Genomic DNA, 18,084 nt, shown 5'->3' with positions numbered 1-18,084 from the left:
GCGCGCTCACGTCATTCGGAGACAGCGACGTAGCGCTCGTCTTCTTCTTCCTCTTCGGGATCTTCCAGGATCACCGTGACCGGCAACGTCGTCAGCCGGGCCTGCCAGTCGGCAGAAATGTAGTGATGGCTCAGATCGATCCGCTGCAGCTGGCCCAGCTGCGTGCTTTCGACCAGGGCCCGCGCGCCGACATCGCCGATGGTGCCCAGCGACAAGTCCAGCGTGTCCAGGCTGCCCAGCCACGGCTGGGTGGCCAGCCAGCTCGCCAGTTCGTCGGTGTTGGCTGCATTGCGCAGGCCCAGATAGCGCAGACGCTCCGGGCCGATGGCTGCCAGCAGCCGCTGATAGGTGCCCAGATCGCCGTCGTAGCCGTAATCCTCCACGCCCAGCCAGAGCTCCAGGTGCTGCAGCGCCGGCAGCGTGGAGTCGGCGATCGCCTGCACGATGGCTGACGGCAGCCCACCGCATTCGATCGCCAGTTCCTGCAGCTGCGTATGCGTGAACGGGGTCAGCGCCAATTTGGACGAACCGCGCACGCGCAGCGATTGCAGCGCCGGAAATGCGGCCAGCAGCGGGGTGTAGTCGGTCTGGATGATCCACGACACCTCGCAGTCCTCACAGACCATGTCGCCGACGAACAGCGCGCGCAGCGCGGTCAGTTCGTCGCGGCGTTCGATCAGCCGCTGCAGATAGCCGCTGGGGCCTTCCTCGTAGGACTCGCGCCAGGGGCCGATGATCAATGCCTGGATGCTGGCCGGGTCGACCTGCGCCAGCAGGCTGTCGAGCAACTCCGCCTGGCTGCCTTCGCCTTCGTAGTCCTGGCGCAGCCGGTACACCACGTCGCCGCCGCTGGCGGGCTGGTCCACACTGAAGTCCACCACGCGCTTGCCGCGATAGAATTCCGAATACTCGCCGATCGTCATTGCATTGCCTCCCTGGCTCGGTGAGCGCACAGGATACCCGCACGCTCGTGGCAGCCTCGTTAATGCCACGCGCCACCGCTTCATCACCCGTTCCACAGGCGGCCACCGGTGCCTGCACCGCGCCGCACGTTTTGCTCGAAGGACCGATCGCATGCACGCCCATCCCGCCGCCGCGCGCATTCGCGCCACCGTCCAGGCCGCCACGACCGGATTGATCGAGCGCGATCAGCTGGCCGAATTGATCGTGCTCGCAGCGGTGGCGCAGGAACATCTGCTGATCATCGGCCCGCCGGGCACCGCCAAGAGCGCGGTCGTGCGGCGCGTCGCCGCCGCACTGGGCGGTCGCTATTTCGAATATCTGCTGGGCCGCTTCACCGAACCGGCAGAGTTGTTCGGCCCGGTGGACCTGCGCAAATTGCGCGAGGGCAGCGTGCAGATCGACGTGACCGGGATGTTGCCCGAAGCCGACATCGCCTTCCTCGACGAAGTCTTCCTGGGTTCCACCGCCATCCTCAACACCTTGCTCGGGCTGCTCAACGAACGCCGCTTCCGGCGTGGCCAGACCGATCTGCACTGCCCGTTGCGCCTGTGCGTGGGCGCGGCCAACGCGCTGCCGGACGACGATGCGCTGGCGGCCTTCAGCGACCGCTTCCTGCTGCATCTGTTCGTCGACCCGGTGGCGGACCATCAGCTCGAAGCGCTGCTGTCCGGCGGATGGCAGGCCGAGCGTGCGCCGCTGCAGCCGGTCGCCGGGCTGGCCGACCTGGACCTGTTGTGCGAACAGGCACGTGCGGTGGATATGGATGGCGCACGCACGGCGCTCGCCGCAGCGATCCGGACATTGCGCGGCGCAGGCGTGCAGCTGTCGGACCGTCGCCTGGTCAAGACCCAGCGGCTGATCGCCGCCGCCTGCGTGCTGGCCGGACGCACCCAGGCCAGCGAGGCCGATCTGTGGCCGCTGTTCTATGTGCTGCCGACCCGCGAACAGCAAGCCAGCGCACGCGACCTGCTGCGCGGCACCCTGGCCGCCGCCACCAATCCCACCTTGCGCGCGGCCGTCGAACAGGCCGCCCTGCAACCGCTCTCGCGCACTGCCCGGCTGGTGGAGGCCGCCCAGTGCTGCCTGCAGGATCAGCACAATCCCGCCACGCGCACCATGGCCGAAGCCTTGCTGCGCGAGATCGATGCCAACTTCACGGCCGCCTCGCTGCCGGCCGAGCTGGCCCACGAACGCACGCGCCTGATCGAGCAGATCGGCAGCGGCGCGTGAACTGGTCGTGGCAGGACGAGCCGGTGCCGGTCGCCCCGCAGGGGGTGATCGGCGTGGGCGATGCCGCACGCGGGTTGCTGGCGGCATGGGCGCGCCTGTCCGACGGCGCGGGCTTGCTGGTCACCGCCACGGCGCAGGCCTTGCTGCTGACCGGCCCTGCGCCGCAGCTCCCCTGGGCCGACGGCGTGCAGTACGTGGCGCCGCGCGCGGACGCCGCCGGCCTGTGGTTGCCCACCGCCGAACGTCCCGACCTGCCGCTGGAACTGCTGGAGCGTGCGCTGCGGCGCCAGCATGGGGCGCAGCCGCTGTTGCTGCTGCGCTCACCGGCACTGGTGCTGCCGCTGCATCGGTTGCTGCCGGCGCGTGCCGAGGTCGTGGCGCAGATCCGTCAGCGCTGGGAGGCCGCGTGAGCGCCGTGCTGCAGATGCCTGCACCGCTACAGCCCTGGCGGCTGTGGCTGGACTGGTTCGACCCGCACATCGCCGCCCAGCTCGGCCCCTGGTTGGTGCGCCTGGACCCCTTGCTCGGCCGCGCCAGTCGCCTGCGCCGCCAAGACGGCGACAGCGAGCCGGACGGCATCGACGATCTGCGTCGGCGCGGCAGCTACGAGCACCTGCTGCTGAGCGAGTGGGCACTGGCAGACGCACTGCCGGAGGAATTCCTGCGCCGCGCCGCACACGCCGAGCACCTGTTCCTGGTGCCCCGGATGCAGACCCGCACGCGCGATGCGCGCCTGGTGGCGATCTTCGATGCCGGCCCGGCGCAATGGGGCGCACCGCGCCTGGCACAGATCGCGTTGTGGATCCTGCTGGCACGCCGTGCGCAGGCGGCCAATGCGCGCCTGGTCTGGGGCCTGGCGCATCTGCCCGGCGAGCTGCACGACGCCGACAGCCCCGCCCGGCTGCAGCAGCTGTTGCAGGGCCGCACCTTCGAGGCGACCGGCACGCAGCACGCGCATGCCTGGGCCACGCAGTTGGCAACCGCCACGCCGACCACCAGCGAGTGCTGGTGGATCGGCGCGCAACCGGTGCGCGCAGCACCGTTCCACCACCAGGCCAGCATCGCGCCTGCAGCCGATGCGCATCTGCAGGTGGGGCTGCAGACGCGCCACGGCACCCGCAGCAGCCTGTTGCCGGTGCCTGCCAGCATGGCCGCCACGCAGCTGCTGCGCGGGCACTTCATCGACACCCAACGCCCCGCCGAGGCCGACACCGCAAAACACGTGGTCAAGGGCAAGTTCTCGCTACGCCACGCACCGCTGTTCAGCCCGGACGGCAGCCATGTCGCGTTGCTGCTGGCAGACGGCTACCGCAGCGCGATGGTGAAGGTGCAGCCCGCCGACAGCGTCAAACGGGCGGCGCCGCGCTATCACCAATGGACGCAGGGCGGACAGCTGCTGTGCCTTGCGGCGCAGAACAAGCACGTGGGCGGCATCGTCGCGATCGGTCAGCAGGCCGAGTGCTGGAATCTCGATGGCATGCCCCGCTCCATCGAGGCTGGCGGTCAGAGCATCTGCCCCGTACCCGGCCAGGTGCGGCTGCGTCCGTGCGTGTGGCTCAACAGCGGCGGCCAGCCGCAGCGGTTCCTGCTGTGGGACCAGCACGGCCGGCTGATGTCGTGGACGCGTGAGAGCGCCCAGCGGCAGCGGGTTGCGCACGGCAGCGAGATCGCCGGGCAGGTGGTGGCGCTGGCGCAAGGCGATGCCGAGCACGCGGTCTACGCCACCCATGTCGCGGGCGAACTGCGGCTGCTGCGCCTGCATCGCACCGGCAAGCAGGACCTCGTCCTGCAGCTGGCGCTGGGGTCGCGTCCGCCGGTCGTGTTGCTGCGCAACCTGGTCCAGGAGGGCCAATGGCGTGGCGCCATCGCCCTGGAACGGGCAAGCCGCCAGGCCGGTGGCGACCGCTCGCTGGCCTACCGGGTACTGCACGGGGGGCCGGCCGATGGCTTCCAGGAATTCGAGGCGATCGTGGCCTCCGGCGACAGGGCGATCGGCCTGATCGGCGACCCCGACGCGCCGCAACACAGCCTGCTGCTGGTGCTGCGCGCCGATCGTCGCGCACTGCTTGCCATCGGGGCCACCGGGCGCCGGACCCTGCATCGCGCCGCCAGCGAGATCAGCGCTGCGGCGGTGTCCAGCGATGGCGCGCGGGTCGCCGTGGTCACCCTGCAGGGGCAGGCCTGGATCCTGGGCGATGGCGGGCTGACCCCGTTGATGGTCGTGCAAGGCCAGGCAGAGCAACCCGGCCATGACTAGCCCCGCGCGCACGCACAACGCTGGCGGCAGCGTGCGGTACCCGCTATGGCACGGCAACCAGATGGTGTCGGCGTTGTGGTTCTCGGCGGCGTGGCTCGGCCCGGAGCAGCGCCTGGCCAGGCTCGTGCGCGCCTGGCAACCGGGCAGCCGGGCGCTGCGCTTCGCCGACGGCGATGTGCTGTGCTTCGCCGCGCCGCGTGCGCTGGTCTGCGAGCAGGCGCCCGGCCTGGCGCTGTGCCAGGCGCATGGCGGCCTGTTTTCCGGCGCGTTGACCGCCGCCGAGGCGGCGCAGTTGCCCCCCGCCGATATCGGTCTGGTGCATGGCGCCCAGGTGATCGCGCTGCAGTGGCACCAGGCGGTACCGCTGGATCCTGCCGAGGCGATCGACATGACCGGCTACCCGCTGCACACGCCCTACGACTGCAGCCCGAGCGCGCCACCGCTGGAGGTGAACCGGCTGCGCGGCAAACCGCTGCGGCAACTGCTGGGCGATGCCGTCCCGCCAGCCAGCGCAGAGCGCGATGCATTTCTGCGCGCGCTGAAGACGCAGCGCCCCGAGGTGCAGAACAGCACGCTGTGGCAACGCCTGCTGGCGCGCGCTCAGCGCACGCTGGGCAACGCGCATGCGTCGGCATCGAACCGATCCGCAGCCACCGGGCAGCGCCCCGGCGTGCCGGCACGCCGGGGCGCTGCAGCGGTCTCGGCCTGGCGCACGCGGCTTGCCCGCGCACTGGTTGCCTCGCGGCTGGCCGGCCTGGTCGGACATCGCCAGGGTGCCTACATGCGCCGGATGCTGCGCCAGTTCGAAAACGGCGATCTGGACGAAGCCTTGCGCAATGCGCTGCCGCTCGATGGCGTGGGCGAGTCCTTGGGGCAGGCGTTCGGGGTGCCACAGCGGCGCAGCGACCTGAGCCTGTCGCGCACGCGCGGCGCCGGCACCAGCATCGGTCTGGGCGAAGACCTGCAGGCGCATCTGCGCGCGACCTATCGCAGCGCATTCGCGCGCCTGGACCGCGAGGGGCAGATCGATCGTGCGGTGTTCGTCCTGGCCGAATTGCTCAATGCGCGCCATGAGGCGCTCGACTATCTGGTCAAGCACGCCCGTTACACACAGGCCGCAGAGCTGGCGCTGGGCTGGGACATGCCGGCGGCGATGATCATCCGGCTGCTGATGCTGGCCGGCGACCATGCACGTGCCGTGCAGGTCGCGCGCCGCGATGGCGCCTTCGCCGCGGCAATCCAGCTGCTGCACGGCACCGACCGCGCACTGGCCGACGCGCTGCGGCTGGAATGGGGCCAGGCACTGGTGCAGGCCGGCGACTGGCTGGCCGCCGTGGACGCGGTGTGGCCATTGCACGCGGCGCGCAACCAGGCCGCGCAGTGGCTGCTGGCCGCCGAACAGGCCGGCAGCACGCTGCGCGCACGCGCCCTGGTCAAGCGCGCGCAGCTGTTGCCGGACACGCTGGAACACTATGCCGAGCGCATCGCCGCGCTTGCAGACCCCACCGCCGACGCCGCACCGCGCAGTGAAATAGCAGCGGCGCTGCTGGTGGATGCTTCCCCCAACCGCTCGCTGCAACAGCTGGCGCGGCAGCTGCTGCCGGCGATCGCCGCCGATCATGCGTTCGCACGCAACAGCCTGTCCGTCGGCGATCTGACCACGCTGTTGAAACTGGCCAAGGACCCTCTGCTCAGCGCCGATATCCCAGCCTTCAAACCACGCGCCGCGACCAGCCAATCCAGGCTATGGGAAGGCGCCACCACCGTGCACCTGCAGGCACCGCAGGCCGGCCTGGCGGCCATCCACGACGTGGCCGCACTCCCGGATCGCCGCTATCTGCTGGCCTTGGGCGAAGCCGGTGCGGCGGTGGTGGACACGCACGGGCGCCTGCTGCGGCGCTACCCGGCGCCTGCATTCGGAGTCGTCATCGCCGATAGCGGACAGGTCGCCCTGGCAATCGCCCCCCGCGAGCGCGTGTCCACCGTCCATCGGCTGGATCTGATCACCCACGCGGTGCGCGACCTGGGCCAGATCGCGCTGCAATACGCCGCGCCCAGCTACAGCGGAATCGGCTGGAGCATCGTGGTCGACAACCGGCTGCTGGTCGTCGATACCGACAAGGATCTGCACAGCGTGCTGTGGCATGTCGGCGACCTGCCCGGCCCGGTGATTGCGGCGGGATTCTTCAGCGATTGCGAGGTGTATCTGGTGCAGGCCCGCGAGCAGCTGGAGGACTGGACCTACAGCCTGCCCGAGCGACGCCTCAAGGCGCGCGATCCCCTGCGCGTGGACCCGCAAACGCCCGTGCTCGCGCATCGGCTCGGCAGCGTGCAGCAAGCGGAGGTGCGCACCGATCCCGATGGCGACATCTGCCTGCACTACCAGCACCTCGGCAACGCCCGTCAGTGCCGGTTGCATCACCGCGGCGACGCATCCGGCGCGCCGGATGGATCGAGCGTGGTGGCGCTTGAACGGGGATTCCTGGTTGGCCTGCATTGGCCGCACGGCGCGCGCTATTTCCTGGTGCGCCACCATGACGGCGGCATCGTGGCGTCGCTGGACTGGCCTGCGGGCATCGCGGTCAAGGTGCGCGAGCAGCCCGGCCACCTGCTGCTGCATGACGCGCACGGCCGCCTGCTGGATCTGCAGACCGACCGCTCGCTGACCCACGCCCTGTCCTTCCTCGGCTAGCGCGCAAGATCCCAAGACGCCATGCGGATGCACGCCGCTGGGGGCCTGGCGGCACCAACGTCGCGGCGGTGCCCGCTCCGCTCAGGTCGGGGTATCGACCTCATCCCAGTCGGCGTCTTCGAAATGCAGCAGCCAGTTGAGCGCGTAATGGCGCTCGTACACCACCCCGGGCACGAGGCCGGCCGGCGGTGCCTGCTGGGTGTGACCGGCCTGGCGCACGGCCCAGTGCAGGCGCAGATGCAGGTCCAACGCATCCAGCAGTTCGGGCAGCGGCCGCAGCCTTAGCGACGTGCGTGCGGGCGCCTGCGCTTGGTCCAGCGCGCGTTGCGCGGCCAGCGGCACGTCGCACAGGGCGGTCGGTTGCGGCAAGGTGTCGGCCAGGCCCAGCGCCCACTGCAGCACGGCCAAGCTTTCGTAACGCCAGCCGAAGTTGGCCAGCATCTGCTGTTCTGGTTGCGCTTGGGCGAAGAACGCGCGCTCCTGCGGCGACAGCGCAGCCGTCACGCCGGGCAACCGTGCCTCCACCTCGTGCAACGCCGGTGGCGCATCGCCGGCGGCCAGCATCTCCGCACGCAAGGCCACCGCAAACAACGCCAGCATCCGTTGCCTCACCGCCGCCGCGTCGCGCACCCGCGCTTCGGCCTCGCCGGCCACCGGCGGCAAGCTCGGCGGTACGCCGATGCCCTGCGCGCTCAGCTGCGCCAGGTGATGCGCCCGCCGCTCGCGCGCATCCGGCGGGTACGGCACCTGCGCTTGGTCATCGAGCGCGGGCTCGCCCTGGCTGATCAGCACACGCCCCTGCGGGTCGCGCACGCTGCCATCGGCCAGAAAACACACCGCATTGGCCTGCTCGGCCCATTGCGCCAGATCGCCGAATGCGCTGTCGTCGACCTCGAAGCTGAAGTGCTGCCGCACCCGCTGCACATGCCGCATCAGGTGATACCGCGACTGGGTCATCTGCCCGTCGCCCGCCTGATTCACGTAGCCGACAAAACCGTGCAGGTGATTGGTCAGTTCCGGATCGGCATGGTCGCGGTGCTGCACGGCGGCGTGCGGCAGAAAGTCCGGCCATCGCGGTTCGCGCAACGTGGAATAGGCATTGACCAGCAGCGGCATGCGGGTGTCCTTCTTCGAAGTGGCTGACAAGCGTAGCGAGTCCTCGTCAGATGGATGTGGACGGCGTGGCGCAACCGTGTCCGAGGATGCCTGGCGGTTCCGATACCGACCGCACATCGTCGAACGCGAGGCGCTTGTCTTGCTGACCGCGCCTAGCCCGGAGACGGGCCGGCGCTCGCCCGGCCATCCATGCCGCGCAGATCGATCGTGTAATACAGCACCGGGGCGTCATCCGAACTCAGCACCCGCACCCCTTGCCGGTGCAGCCCAAGCTTTTCCAAGGCGCGGATCGAATCGGGATTGTCCGGCGAGACGATCGCGCACACGTGCGACAGCCCCAGCACGTCGCGCGCGTAGTCCAGCACCGCACGCCCGGCCTCGGTCACATAGCCCTTGCCGCGATGCTCCGGCAGCAGTGCAAAACCGATATGCGGCACCGGCAAGGTATCGCGGCACAACAGCCCCAGCGTGCCTGCAAACGCGCCCTGCTCGCGCGTTTCCACCGCCCAGTGCGCGAAGCCGTATGTTTCGTGATGCGCCTGCGCCCAGTCGCGCAGATGATCACGCGCCTGCTCACGCGTGCGGATGCCGCGATCGTTGATACCGGCGATAAAACCAGGGTCGTTCACCAATACCAGCACCGCATCGGCATCGCGCTCGGGATCGAGCAGGCGCAGGCGCAAACGAGGAGTTTCGATCACCACAGTCACGGCGCACTCCGGCAGCAGGGAGAACCAGACTGCCGCGCAGAGGCGCGACTGGCAAGCCGGCTGACGCGCGATGCAGGCAGGTGCGATAGCGCGATCATCCAGTGGAGCAGCGCCACGTTGCGCAAGGGCGGTACTAGACGTCTCGGCAACGGTCACCGCACATGCGGCCTGCGGTCACGCACGGCAGATGGAAACCCCATCGATGCCGCGCTGCCATTGCAGGACGGCGCGCTGCAGACACTTACGGCGGCTGCAGCGCAGGCGCGTTGACGCACAGCGCACACCTGCAACGGTTGCCACAGCATCCCCCGAAAGGCCGTGGGTACGGGATCGTCGTGGCGGGCAGCCACGTCGCATCAACCGCCGACCGCACCGTCCCGAGAGAGAACGAGCGCGGCCGTTTCGTTTGCGCGCTTAGAGCGGCTGACAAAACGTAGCGAGCAGTTGTCAGGTGGGTGCGGACGACGCGCAGGAACCGGAGTGTACGAGTGGTACATGCCGATTCCGAGCACCGGCCACGCCCGCCTGGCGGCTGCACAGTAGTTTTGGTAGCCGCTCTTAGTCGAACAATGCCTGGATCGCCGCCAGCCCGGCACTGGCGCGCTCCTTCTTGCGCTCGGCATCGGCCACCGGGTCGGCGCCATCGCGCTGCAATTCTTCGGCCGGAATCTCGTCGAAGAACCGGCTCGGCTTGAGCCGCACATGCTCGCCGAACTTGCGCGTCAACTTGCTGTGGCTCATCCACAGCTGCTCCTTGGCACGGGTGATGCCCACATACAGCAGGCGGCGTTCTTCCTGCAGATTGCCTTCTTCCAGGCTCACTTCATGCGGCAGCACGCCGTCTTCGCAGCCGACGATGAACACATAGCGGAACTCCAGGCCCTTGGATGCATGCATGGTCATCATGCGCACCTGGTTGCCGCCATCGTCCTTGTCGTTGCGCGACAGCAGCGCCAGCTGCGCGGCCAGATCGCTGGCACTGGCGCCACGCGGGCCGCCTTCGAACCACTCGGCCAATTCGTCCAGATTGCGCTTGCGCCGCTGGAAGCCGGTTTCGTCCTTGGACTGATTGCGCAGGTCGTTGAGCAGGCCGGATTTTTCGGCCAGGGTGCGCACCAGTTCACCAGCCGGCATCGTGGCCGAATGCTCGCGCATGTCGCGCAGGATATCGGTGAACGCACTCAGGCCATTGGCCGCACGCGGCGGCAGATGCTGCAACGCGCCCATCGATTCGGCCGCGCGCGACATCGGCACCGACTTCGCACTGGCCAGCTCGGCCAACCGCGCCAACGAGGTCGCACCCACTTCGCGCTTGGGCGATTGCACTGCGCGCAGGAACGCCGCGTCATCTTCGGGATTGACGATCAGCCGCAGCCACGACAGCACATCCTTGACTTCCTGCCGCTCCAGAAACGCGGTGCCACCGGTCAGGTGATACGGCACGCGCAGCAGTTGCAGCGCCTTCTCCAACGGCCGCGACTGGAAGTTGCCGCGGAACAGGATGCAGAAATCGCTCCACGGCACCTGCTTGGCGGTACCCAGGAACGAGATCTCGGCAGCAACCTTTTCGGCCTCGTGTTCGCTGTCGCGGCATTCCCACACCCGGATGCGTTCGCCGTCGGCCTGATCGCTCCACAAGGTCTTCAAGTGCTCGTGCGGGTTGTGCGCGATCAAGGCATTGGCCGCGCGCAGCACGCGGTTGGAGCAGCGGTAGTTCTGCTCCAGCTTGATGATTTCCAGCGCCGGGTAGTCGCGCCCCATCTGCTGCAGGTTTTCCGGATTGGCGCCGCGCCAGGCGTAGATGCTCTGGTCGTCGTCGCCCACGCAGGTGAAGTTGCCGCGCGGGCCGGCCAGCATTTTCAACAAGCGGTACTGCGCATCGTTGGTGTCCTGGCACTCGTCCACCAGCAGGTAGCCGATGCGCTCGCGCCAGCCCATCACGATCTCTTCGTTGGCTTCCAGGATCTGTACCGGCAGGCGGATCAGGTCGTCGAAGTCCACCGCGTTGAAGGTGGTCAGCCGCGCCTGGTAGCGCTCGTACAGGCTGGCCGCTTCCTTCTCGCGGTTGCTGCGCGCTGCGGCCATCGCCTGTTCCGGCGACAGACCGGCGTTCTTGGCGCGCGAGATCAGGTTCTTGGCATCTTCGATCGCATCGGGCTTGGCGCCATGCATCAGGTCCTTGATCTGCGCGGCGGCATCGTCGGAATCGAAGATCGAGAAGCCGCGCTTCAACCCGGCCGCAGCGTGCTCGATCTGCAGGAACTTCAGCCCCAGCGCATGGAAGGTGCAGATGGTCAGGCCTTCGGCGCCATCGCCACGGATGCGCTTGGCCACACGCTCGCGCATTTCCTTGGCCGACTTGTTGGTGAAGGTGATCGCGGCGATGCGCTTGGCCGGATAGCGGCCGGTGGCGATCAGGTGCGCGATCTTTTCCACGATCACGCGCGTCTTGCCGCTGCCGGCACCGGCCAGTACCAACAAGGGACCTTCGCAGTGCAGCACTGCGGCGCTTTGCGGGGGATTGAGACCGTGCATAGAGGCTTCCAACAGAGCAGGCCATTGTACCGGCGCCGCCTGCGGCTGGCCGGCGCGCCGGATTCAGCTCGGCTGCTGCGCCGGCATGGTGCACCAGATGGACAGGTTCGGCAGCGCGGCAGCAGCACCCGCCGCCGGCCGGTAGCCGGCGGCACCGCTCACCCGCAGCCCGCTGCATGCCGCCGCCCGGCCCGGTAAAATCGCCCGATGGCCAAGCTCTATTTCTATTATTCGGCGATGAATGCCGGCAAGACCACCACCTTGCTGCAGTCGGCGCACAACTACCGCGAACGCGGCATGCGCACGCTGATCCTGACGCCCAAACTCGACCATCGCGCCGGCAGCGGCGTGGTCGCATCGCGGATCGGCCTACGCGCAGACGGGCGCGCGTTCGATCGCGACACCGAACTGCAGCAGCTGGTCGAGCGCGACATCGCAGCCCAGGGCGCCCTGCATTGCGTCCTGGTGGACGAGGCGCAGTTCCTCGGCCGCGCGCAGGTCTGGCAGTTGAGCGAGGTGGTCGACCGGCTGCGCATCCCGGTGCTGTGCTACGGCCTGCGGACGGATTTTCGCGGCGAGCTGTTCGAAGGCAGCCAGTTCCTGCTGGCCTGGGCCGACGAGCTGGAGGAGATCAAGACCATCTGCCACAGCGGCAGCAAGGCCACCATGACCGTGCGCGTGGACGCGCAAGGGCATGCGGTGCAGGACGGCCCGCAGGTGGAGATCGGCGGCAACGAGCGCTACGTGTCGGTCAGCCGCCCCGAGTTCAAGAAGATCATGCGCGGCGAAGGCCGCATCGACCCATTGCAGATCGCGCTGCCGCTGCCACCTGCGGGCTCGTAACGCTCTACTGCATCGCCCTGATTGAACGGCAGCGCGCCGCTGACAATGTCGCCCGCGGCGGGCAATGCCCATCGTCGACGAGACCGACCATCGACATGTCGACCGACCAGGGTGGCATCGTCATGCCGAAGCCATTGCGTACTCGACCAGGCGTTGACCACGCGCAGATATGGCCTTCATGCAGCGGCCATCAGCGGCCGTTGCCCGATCCCGCCAGATGGTAACGATGCGCAGGTCGCAACACGCCACTTCTTGAATGACTGGACGTTTCCGCGCGGGGTATTTGCTCGCCCTTGGACAGGTAACCGGCGCGGTAAGTAGCTGAAGAATTCAGCCCGAATGCCGTTCCCTCGCTACCCCCGGTATGCTCGTGTATTACGCCGCTAAACCCTTGCAGGCAGTTGATCGCCGTTGTATTTCCGCCACGCAGCAACAAGCGTATCGTTGCCGTGTCGTTGCAGCGATGCGCATGCAACCAGGCGCAACCACAGTCCTGTAAACTGGCGACCATCCACTTGTCGGGAGGCAATTCATGAGTCCGCTTCCTCCCGAATTACGCGCAGACATCGCGCGTGTTGGCCGGCTATCGTCGGTTCCCGATGTCCTGACCATTCTCACCCGCCTGACCGATATGCGCTTTGCCGCCGTCGCGCGGGTGACCGACACGCGCTGGATCACCTGCCAGGTGCAGGATGATCTTTCCTTCGGACTGGCGCCCGGCGACGAACTGCCGCTGGTGACCACCTTCTGCGACAGCGTGCGCACCCAGGGCAATGCGATCTGGTTCGGCCATGCCTCCGAGCATCCGGTCTTCCGCGACCACCCCACGCCGCGGATGTACGGCTTCGAAAGCTATGTCTCGGTGCCGATCAAGTTCGACGATGGCAGCGTGTTCGGCACCTTGTGCGCGCTGGACCCGTTGCCGCGCGTCATGGATGCGCCGATGGTGGAAAAGGTCGAGCTGCTGGCGCAGCTGCTGGCCGCGCAGATCCAGGCCGAGCAGCGTGCCGAAGAGAGCGCACAGGAGTCGCGGCGCGCACGCAGCGAACTGGGCCGCGCCGGCGCCTCGGCACGGCTGCGCGAGGAATTCATCGGCATCCTCGGTCACGACCTGCGCAACCCGCTGCAATCGATGCATGCCGTGGTGGACGCGCTATCCATCGACCCGCTCAACCAGCGCCAGGGCGCGTCGATACGCTCGATGCAGCGCAGCCTGCGCCGCATGGAAGAACTGATCGATTTCGCCTGCGATTTCGCCCGCGGTATCGAGCGCGACTGGCTGCAGCTGGACTACGGCAACGGCAGCGATCTGCTCGATGCGCTGTCGCAGGTGGTCGACGAAACCCGCGCCGCCTATCCCAACCAGGTGCTGTCCACGCACGTGGCCATCGACGAGCCCGTGCACGGCGATGCGGTGCGTCTGGCGCAGATGTTCGGCAGCATGATGATCAACGCCGTGGTACAGGGGCAGCAGAGTTCGTTGATCAAGGCGATCGCGATCACCGAACAGGGGCGCCTGCGCATTGAGGTCTGCAATCTGGACGGCATCGAGCCGCGACGGCTGGATGTGCTGCACGCCTCCACGCACGTGCATACCGCCGGCCGGGCCCTGCCGGAAGTGGATCTGGGCCTGCACATGGCCGCACAGATCGCACAGGCGCATCAAGGCGAGCTGCACATCACCAGCGGCAAGAACGGCACCTGCTTCCGCGTGGAGCTGGCGTGCACCCGGCCACGTGCGCGCATGCACCTGGTCAGCGGCAGCACGTCGGCCTGAGCGCGCCGCCCCGGCGATGGCGCGGCGCCCACTCCCACCGCACGCTCAGTAGATCTTGCGCTCGCTCGCCGGCGGCGGGGTCCATTGGTAGAGCCAGGTTTCGGTCAGCGGCTTGCCGTTGGCGCGCAGGTACAGGCGAACGTCGATCTGCTGCATGCTGTCATCCGGCGGTACCAGGTCGAACATCGCCCGATAGCCCTTGAGCTCATGCAGCGGACGCGCCGACACGATCTCGGTGCTGCCACGCGACACCTGAATCACCGCCTCGACCTTGGTCTTGGCGTCCTTCACCAACGCAGGCAGGTCGCCGCCGGCAAAGTCCACCGCAAAGCGCCAGGAAAAATGGCTGCGCTTCTGCCCGACGATGCCGCCCAAGCCGGTACGGGTGGCGACGCAGTGCGCCAGTGGCGAGCTGGCCGGCGGCTGCGCGCCCCAGTACAACCGGTAGCCCATCAACAGCTCCTGCCCCGGCTGCGGCTTGGCCTGCGGATTCCAGAACGCCACGATGTTGTCGAAGGTCTCGTCCACGGTCGGGATCTCGACCAACTGCACCGCCCCCTTGCCCCAACCGCTCTTGGGTTCCACCCACAGGCACGGGCGCTTCTCGTAGAACACGCCGTCATCCTGGTAGTGGTCGAAATTGCGGTCGCGCTGCAGCAGCCCGAACCCACGCGGGTTCTCATCGACAAACATGTTGAAGCGCAGCTGCGGCGGGTTGCACAGCGGCCGCCAGATCCATTCGCCACCGCCGGTCCACATCGCCAGCCCGTCGGTATCGTGGATCTCCGGGCGCCAGTCCCAATCCATGCGGCTGTCGTTCTCGCCAACCTGGTACATGCTGGTGCACGGGCCGATGCCGAGCCGTTCGATGGCCTTGCGCGGGTACAGCGCGCTGTCGATATCCATCACCAGCACCTCGCCATTGGTGATGGCAAAGCGGTAGGCGCCGGCGACACTGGGCGAATCCAGCAGGCCGTAGACCACCACGGTGTCCGAGTCGTCGGCCGGTTGTTCCAGGTAGTAGGCGATGAAGTCCGGAAATTCTTCCGGTCCACCGGTGCCGGTGTCGATCGCCAGCCCGCGCGCCGACTGCCCGTACTGGCCTTCCTTGCCCACTGCACGGAAATAGCTCGCGCCCAGGAACGCCGCAAAGTCGCGGTCGGTGTCCTTGCGCGTGTTGAGCCGGAAGCCGGCAAAGCCCAGCTCCTTGGGCAGCTGCTTGCCGCCCAGACCGCTGCTGCCGTAATCGAACGCAGCCGGGTCGTAGGCCAGCTGCTGCGCCTTGCCATCGACGATGTCGTAGATGTGCACCGGGGTATGAAAGTACAGCCCCAGGTGGAAGAACTTCGCCTGGAACTTGCCGTTGCCGTCGGCCCACAATGCGTGGTCCTGCCGATAGCGGATCGACTGATACTGATCCCAATTCAATGCTTCCAGCGGGCCTGGCAGCACCTGCTTGTGGCTTTTGTAAGGTGCTTTGGCCAGCGCACGCGCCTGTCCCTTGAGCCATGCGTAATCGAACGGTTGCGGCTGCCCGAGCCGACGCAGCCCCACCGCCTTGGCAGCCAACGCCCACTGCGGCAATGCCGGCAAACCGAGCGCGGCCAAGGCGGAAGCGGCATTCTTCAGGAAGTGGCGTCGTTGCATGCGCATCGGTCTGATCGGGGAATGGCGCCATCATAGCCACAGCCCGGCGCGGACGCGCGCGTGCGGAGCTAAGGCGCTGCCGATCCAGCTTCGCAGGCATTGTCCAATGCCAGCTCTTTCGCCTTGCTGCACAGGAATCGCCGCTGCGCCTGCGCATCGTCCGGCCCGCGGTACGGCAGCAACGTCCACTGCTCCTGTGCCTGCATCTGCGCGCCCGGCGCGAGCTGGCGATACGGCGCGTGCACTTCCATCTCCAGCAAGCCCTGTTCGGGATGCAGGGGCGGTGCATCCAGATACAACTCCACCTGTCCTTGTTCCGGATGGATCGCAGCCAATGGCTGATGCGCAAAGCGGATCACCAGCACCTGCGCACCAACGAAGCCCGCCATCCAGCCTGCCGAAGGCTGCAGCAACACCTTGCCGCGCTGGACCATGCCGTCATCGCGCACGTCGGCACGCAACGCCAGCACACCCGCATGGTGGCCGAATGCGGGCGGCACCGTCCCTGGCTCGCTGGGCGGTTGCACCCGAACAGCGCCGGCATCGGCCACCGGTACAAACACCCGCGTACTCGCCGCAACGCGCGTGTTGAACCACAGATCCCAGGCGATCGGCTCCTTGCGGATGTTGCGCGCCGTGGCCTGCAGCTCCACCGTGTCGGCGCGCACCGTGGACAGCGCGATGCGCTTGCTCAGCTGCACGCCAGTCACCGGGCTGGGCACGCCTTGCAGACGTATCTCGGTCGGTCCATGCATCAGCGCACGCGTGGTGGCCAACGACAGGTACGGATCCGGCGGCCACACCGCGGCGGCGGCCTTGCGCTCAAGATTGACCTGCTGATGCAACCACCACTGACGCTGCGGCCCCACCCAGACGTCGTGACCGAGATACGGAATATCGCCCGCATTGGCAGACACCGTTGGCGAGGGTTGGCGATCCACTGCCGCTCCGATCTTCAGCACGCTGGGCTGTCCGGGCAGGTTGAAGGACAGCACTCGCCCCCCGAATGCCGGAGTGGCGCTGAGCTCCACCGCATCGTTACGCAACTGGATGCGCGCTGCGGGCGCGAGGCCGGTTGTCGCGGTCTCATCCGCATACGCGTTGCAAAACAACAACAGCGCCAGTGCCCCACCAGCCGCCAGGGGAATGCAAAGAGGCCGTGAGATGGGCATGACGCAGTTCCAGAACGCAGGACGTATGGAGTGTGGCGTGGTCCGCCGGTGGACACTAGCAGTGCGCGCCTTTCTACCGCGAACGTCGCGCCAGTGATCGCCTGGCCTGCGGCTCATCCGTAAGGCAGCATCTCGATCGAACAGATCTACTTGGTTTGGAGGGCAGCCAGAACGGCTTGAAGCATTCTGCCATGCCTCAGCGTTGGCAATTGCCGCACCACACCGTCGCGCGCTGTCCGATCGTTGCGTGTTTCAAGGTCCGCCCGCACTGCTTGCAAGGCTCGCCCTCGCGGCCGTAGACCGTCAGTTCCTGCTCGAAATAGCCGGGCGCGCCGTCCGGACTGATGAAGTCGCGCAACGTCGTGCCGCCACGCTGGATTGCATAACCCAAGATCTCCTTTACCGCGGTCGCCAGGCTCCGGTAACGCGCAAGCGACACTTTTCCAGCCTCGCGCAGCGGGCTGATTCCCGCGCGATGCAGGCTCTCGGCTGCGTAGATGTTACCGACGCCAACAACCACTGCCTGATCCATCAGAAAGGTCTTGACCGCAGCACGACGGCCGCGCGACAGCGCATAAAGATAATCACCAGTAAATGCTTCCGATAATGGCTCCGGACCCAACGCCGCAAGCAATTCGTGCACCTGTGTGTCGGATTGCCACAACAGGCAACCGAACCGGCGCGGGTCGTTGAAGCGCAGCACACGGCCGTTTTCCAGGCTGACATCCACATGATCATGTGCGCGCGGCAGGGTATCTCCGGGCAGCACACGCAGGCTCCCGGACATTCCCAGATGCAGCAAGGCGCTACCGCCGGCATCGGTATCCATCAACAAGTACTTTGCACGTCGACGGACCTGCGTGATGGTGGCTCCAGGGAGCAGGCGCTCGATCTGCTCGGCAATCGGCCAACGCAAGTCCGGCCGACGCAGAATGACCCCATGGATGCGCTGCCCGACCAGATGCGGCGCAAGTCCGCGCACGGTAGTTTCGACTTCGGGCAACTCTGGCATCGCGGCATCCAGAAACAGCCGGTCATGTCCCGGCACAGCAGCATATGGAGGTGTGCTCGCTGAAAAGCAATCGGCGCGTTCGGCTTTCTCACGTATCTGGCGTACGTGCTCATGGTTTGGCTTCCGCAGG

General features: G+C 67.5%; 13 protein-coding genes and 1 other RNA gene. 6 read left to right on the top strand and 8 right to left on the bottom strand.

From position 1 onward, the window contains the following. Positions 1-11: 11 nt before the first annotated feature. Positions 12-923 (bottom strand): STM4015 family protein, encoded by a 912-nt coding sequence (locus Y887_RS08040; RefSeq protein WP_024937650.1) that lies wholly within the window; start codon positions 921-923, stop codon positions 12-14. Positions 924-1,074: 151 nt separating this feature from the next. On the opposite strand from Y887_RS08040, the gene Y887_RS08035 reads away from it, so the two are divergent. The 4 genes from Y887_RS08035 to Y887_RS08020 are packed head-to-tail and all read left to right on the top strand — an operon-like array spanning position 1,075 to position 7,142. Then, complete coding sequence (locus Y887_RS08035) at positions 1,075-2,193, top strand: AAA family ATPase (RefSeq protein WP_046963844.1); 1,119 nt, start codon at positions 1,075-1,077, stop codon at positions 2,191-2,193. After that, positions 2,190-2,603, top strand: a complete 414-nt coding sequence (locus tag Y887_RS08030; RefSeq protein ID WP_046963843.1) for a bpX5 domain-containing protein — start codon at positions 2,190-2,192, stop codon at positions 2,601-2,603. Before Y887_RS08035 ends, Y887_RS08030 begins: the two co-directional genes overlap by 4 nt. Continuing rightward, positions 2,600-4,450, top strand: a complete 1,851-nt coding sequence (locus tag Y887_RS08025; protein WP_046963842.1) for a hypothetical protein — start codon at positions 2,600-2,602, stop codon at positions 4,448-4,450. Before Y887_RS08030 ends, Y887_RS08025 begins: the two co-directional genes overlap by 4 nt. Continuing rightward, positions 4,443-7,142, top strand: coding sequence for a bpX6 domain-containing protein (locus tag Y887_RS08020; protein ID WP_046963841.1), 2,700 nt, complete (start codon positions 4,443-4,445; stop codon positions 7,140-7,142). Before Y887_RS08025 ends, Y887_RS08020 begins: the two co-directional genes overlap by 8 nt. 81 nt (positions 7,143-7,223) lie before the next feature. On the opposite strand, the gene Y887_RS08015 is transcribed toward Y887_RS08020, so the two are convergent. The 4 genes from Y887_RS08015 to rep form a co-directional block, all read right to left on the bottom strand. Continuing rightward, positions 7,224-8,258: a DUF4272 domain-containing protein gene (locus Y887_RS08015; RefSeq protein WP_046963840.1), complete on the bottom strand. Its 1,035-nt coding sequence runs from the start codon at positions 8,256-8,258 to the stop codon at positions 7,224-7,226. A gap of 152 nt (positions 8,259-8,410) precedes the next feature. Beyond that, the gene (locus Y887_RS08010) at positions 8,411-8,986 is read right to left on the bottom strand and encodes a GNAT family N-acetyltransferase (protein ID WP_084725963.1); all 576 of its coding nucleotides are present in this window, start codon (positions 8,984-8,986) and stop codon (positions 8,411-8,413) included. A 403-nt stretch (positions 8,987-9,389) separates the two neighbouring features. After that, positions 9,390-9,465: non-coding RNA, sX9 sRNA (locus Y887_RS18815), on the bottom strand. A gap of 61 nt (positions 9,466-9,526) precedes the next feature. Next, positions 9,527-11,503, bottom strand: coding sequence for a DNA helicase Rep (rep, locus tag Y887_RS08005; protein WP_046963838.1), 1,977 nt, complete (start codon positions 11,501-11,503; stop codon positions 9,527-9,529). Between the two features lie 207 nt (positions 11,504-11,710). Here rep and Y887_RS08000 point away from each other — a divergent pair, with 207 nt between their 5' ends. Together Y887_RS08000 and Y887_RS07995 are read left to right on the top strand one after the other, a co-directional pair. After that, positions 11,711-12,346, top strand: a complete 636-nt coding sequence (locus Y887_RS08000; RefSeq protein ID WP_046963837.1) for a thymidine kinase — start codon at positions 11,711-11,713, stop codon at positions 12,344-12,346. Positions 12,347-12,878: 532 nt separating this feature from the next. Then, entirely contained in the window at positions 12,879-14,123 is a 1,245-nt protein-coding gene (locus Y887_RS07995; RefSeq protein WP_046963836.1) for a GAF domain-containing sensor histidine kinase, read from the top strand. Between the two features lie 45 nt (positions 14,124-14,168). Here the strand turns inward: Y887_RS07995 and Y887_RS07990 are convergent, their stop codons facing one another. The 3 genes from Y887_RS07990 to mutM all read right to left on the bottom strand — a co-directional run bounded on the left by Y887_RS07990 (position 14,169) and on the right by mutM (position 17,954). Then, positions 14,169-15,770 (bottom strand): glucan biosynthesis protein D, encoded by a 1,602-nt coding sequence (locus Y887_RS07990; RefSeq protein WP_046963854.1) that lies wholly within the window; start codon positions 15,768-15,770, stop codon positions 14,169-14,171. 68 nt (positions 15,771-15,838) lie between these two features. After that, entirely contained in the window at positions 15,839-16,942 is a 1,104-nt protein-coding gene (locus Y887_RS07985) for a DUF4380 domain-containing protein (RefSeq protein ID WP_046963835.1), read from the bottom strand. 196 nt (positions 16,943-17,138) lie between these two features. After that, the gene (gene mutM, locus Y887_RS07980; RefSeq protein ID WP_046963853.1) at positions 17,139-17,954 is read right to left on the bottom strand and encodes a bifunctional DNA-formamidopyrimidine glycosylase/DNA-(apurinic or apyrimidinic site) lyase; all 816 of its coding nucleotides are present in this window, start codon (positions 17,952-17,954) and stop codon (positions 17,139-17,141) included. Positions 17,955-18,084: the final 130 nt, after the last annotated feature.

Origin of the sequence: Xanthomonas pisi DSM 18956 (assembly GCF_001010415.1) — a bacterium.
Taxonomy (GTDB): Bacteria; Pseudomonadota; Gammaproteobacteria; order Xanthomonadales; family Xanthomonadaceae; genus Xanthomonas; species Xanthomonas pisi.
The sequence above is the reverse complement of the archived record's forward strand: the minus strand, read 5'-3'. Positions and strand labels throughout refer to the sequence as shown.

Coding starts and splice junctions, on each gene's coding strand:
- mutM (WP_046963853.1), bottom strand. CDS start 17,954: ATGCCAGAGTTGCCCGAAGTCGAAACTACCGTGCGCGGACTTGCGCCG.
- Y887_RS08015 (WP_046963840.1), bottom strand. CDS start 8,258: ATGCCGCTGCTGGTCAATGCCTATTCCACGTTGCGCGAACCGCGATGG.
- Y887_RS08040 (WP_024937650.1), bottom strand. CDS start 923: ATGACGATCGGCGAGTATTCGGAATTCTATCGCGGCAAGCGCGTGGTG.
- Y887_RS07995 (WP_046963836.1), top strand. CDS start 12,879: ATGAGTCCGCTTCCTCCCGAATTACGCGCAGACATCGCGCGTGTTGGC.
- Y887_RS07990 (WP_046963854.1), bottom strand. CDS start 15,770: ATGCAACGACGCCACTTCCTGAAGAATGCCGCTTCCGCCTTGGCCGCG.
- Y887_RS08000 (WP_046963837.1), top strand. CDS start 11,711: ATGGCCAAGCTCTATTTCTATTATTCGGCGATGAATGCCGGCAAGACC.
- Y887_RS07985 (WP_046963835.1), bottom strand. CDS start 16,942: ATGCCCATCTCACGGCCTCTTTGCATTCCCCTGGCGGCTGGTGGGGCA.
- Y887_RS08020 (WP_046963841.1), top strand. CDS start 4,443: ATGACTAGCCCCGCGCGCACGCACAACGCTGGCGGCAGCGTGCGGTAC.
- Y887_RS08035 (WP_046963844.1), top strand. CDS start 1,075: ATGCACGCCCATCCCGCCGCCGCGCGCATTCGCGCCACCGTCCAGGCC.
- rep (WP_046963838.1), bottom strand. CDS start 11,503: ATGCACGGTCTCAATCCCCCGCAAAGCGCCGCAGTGCTGCACTGCGAA.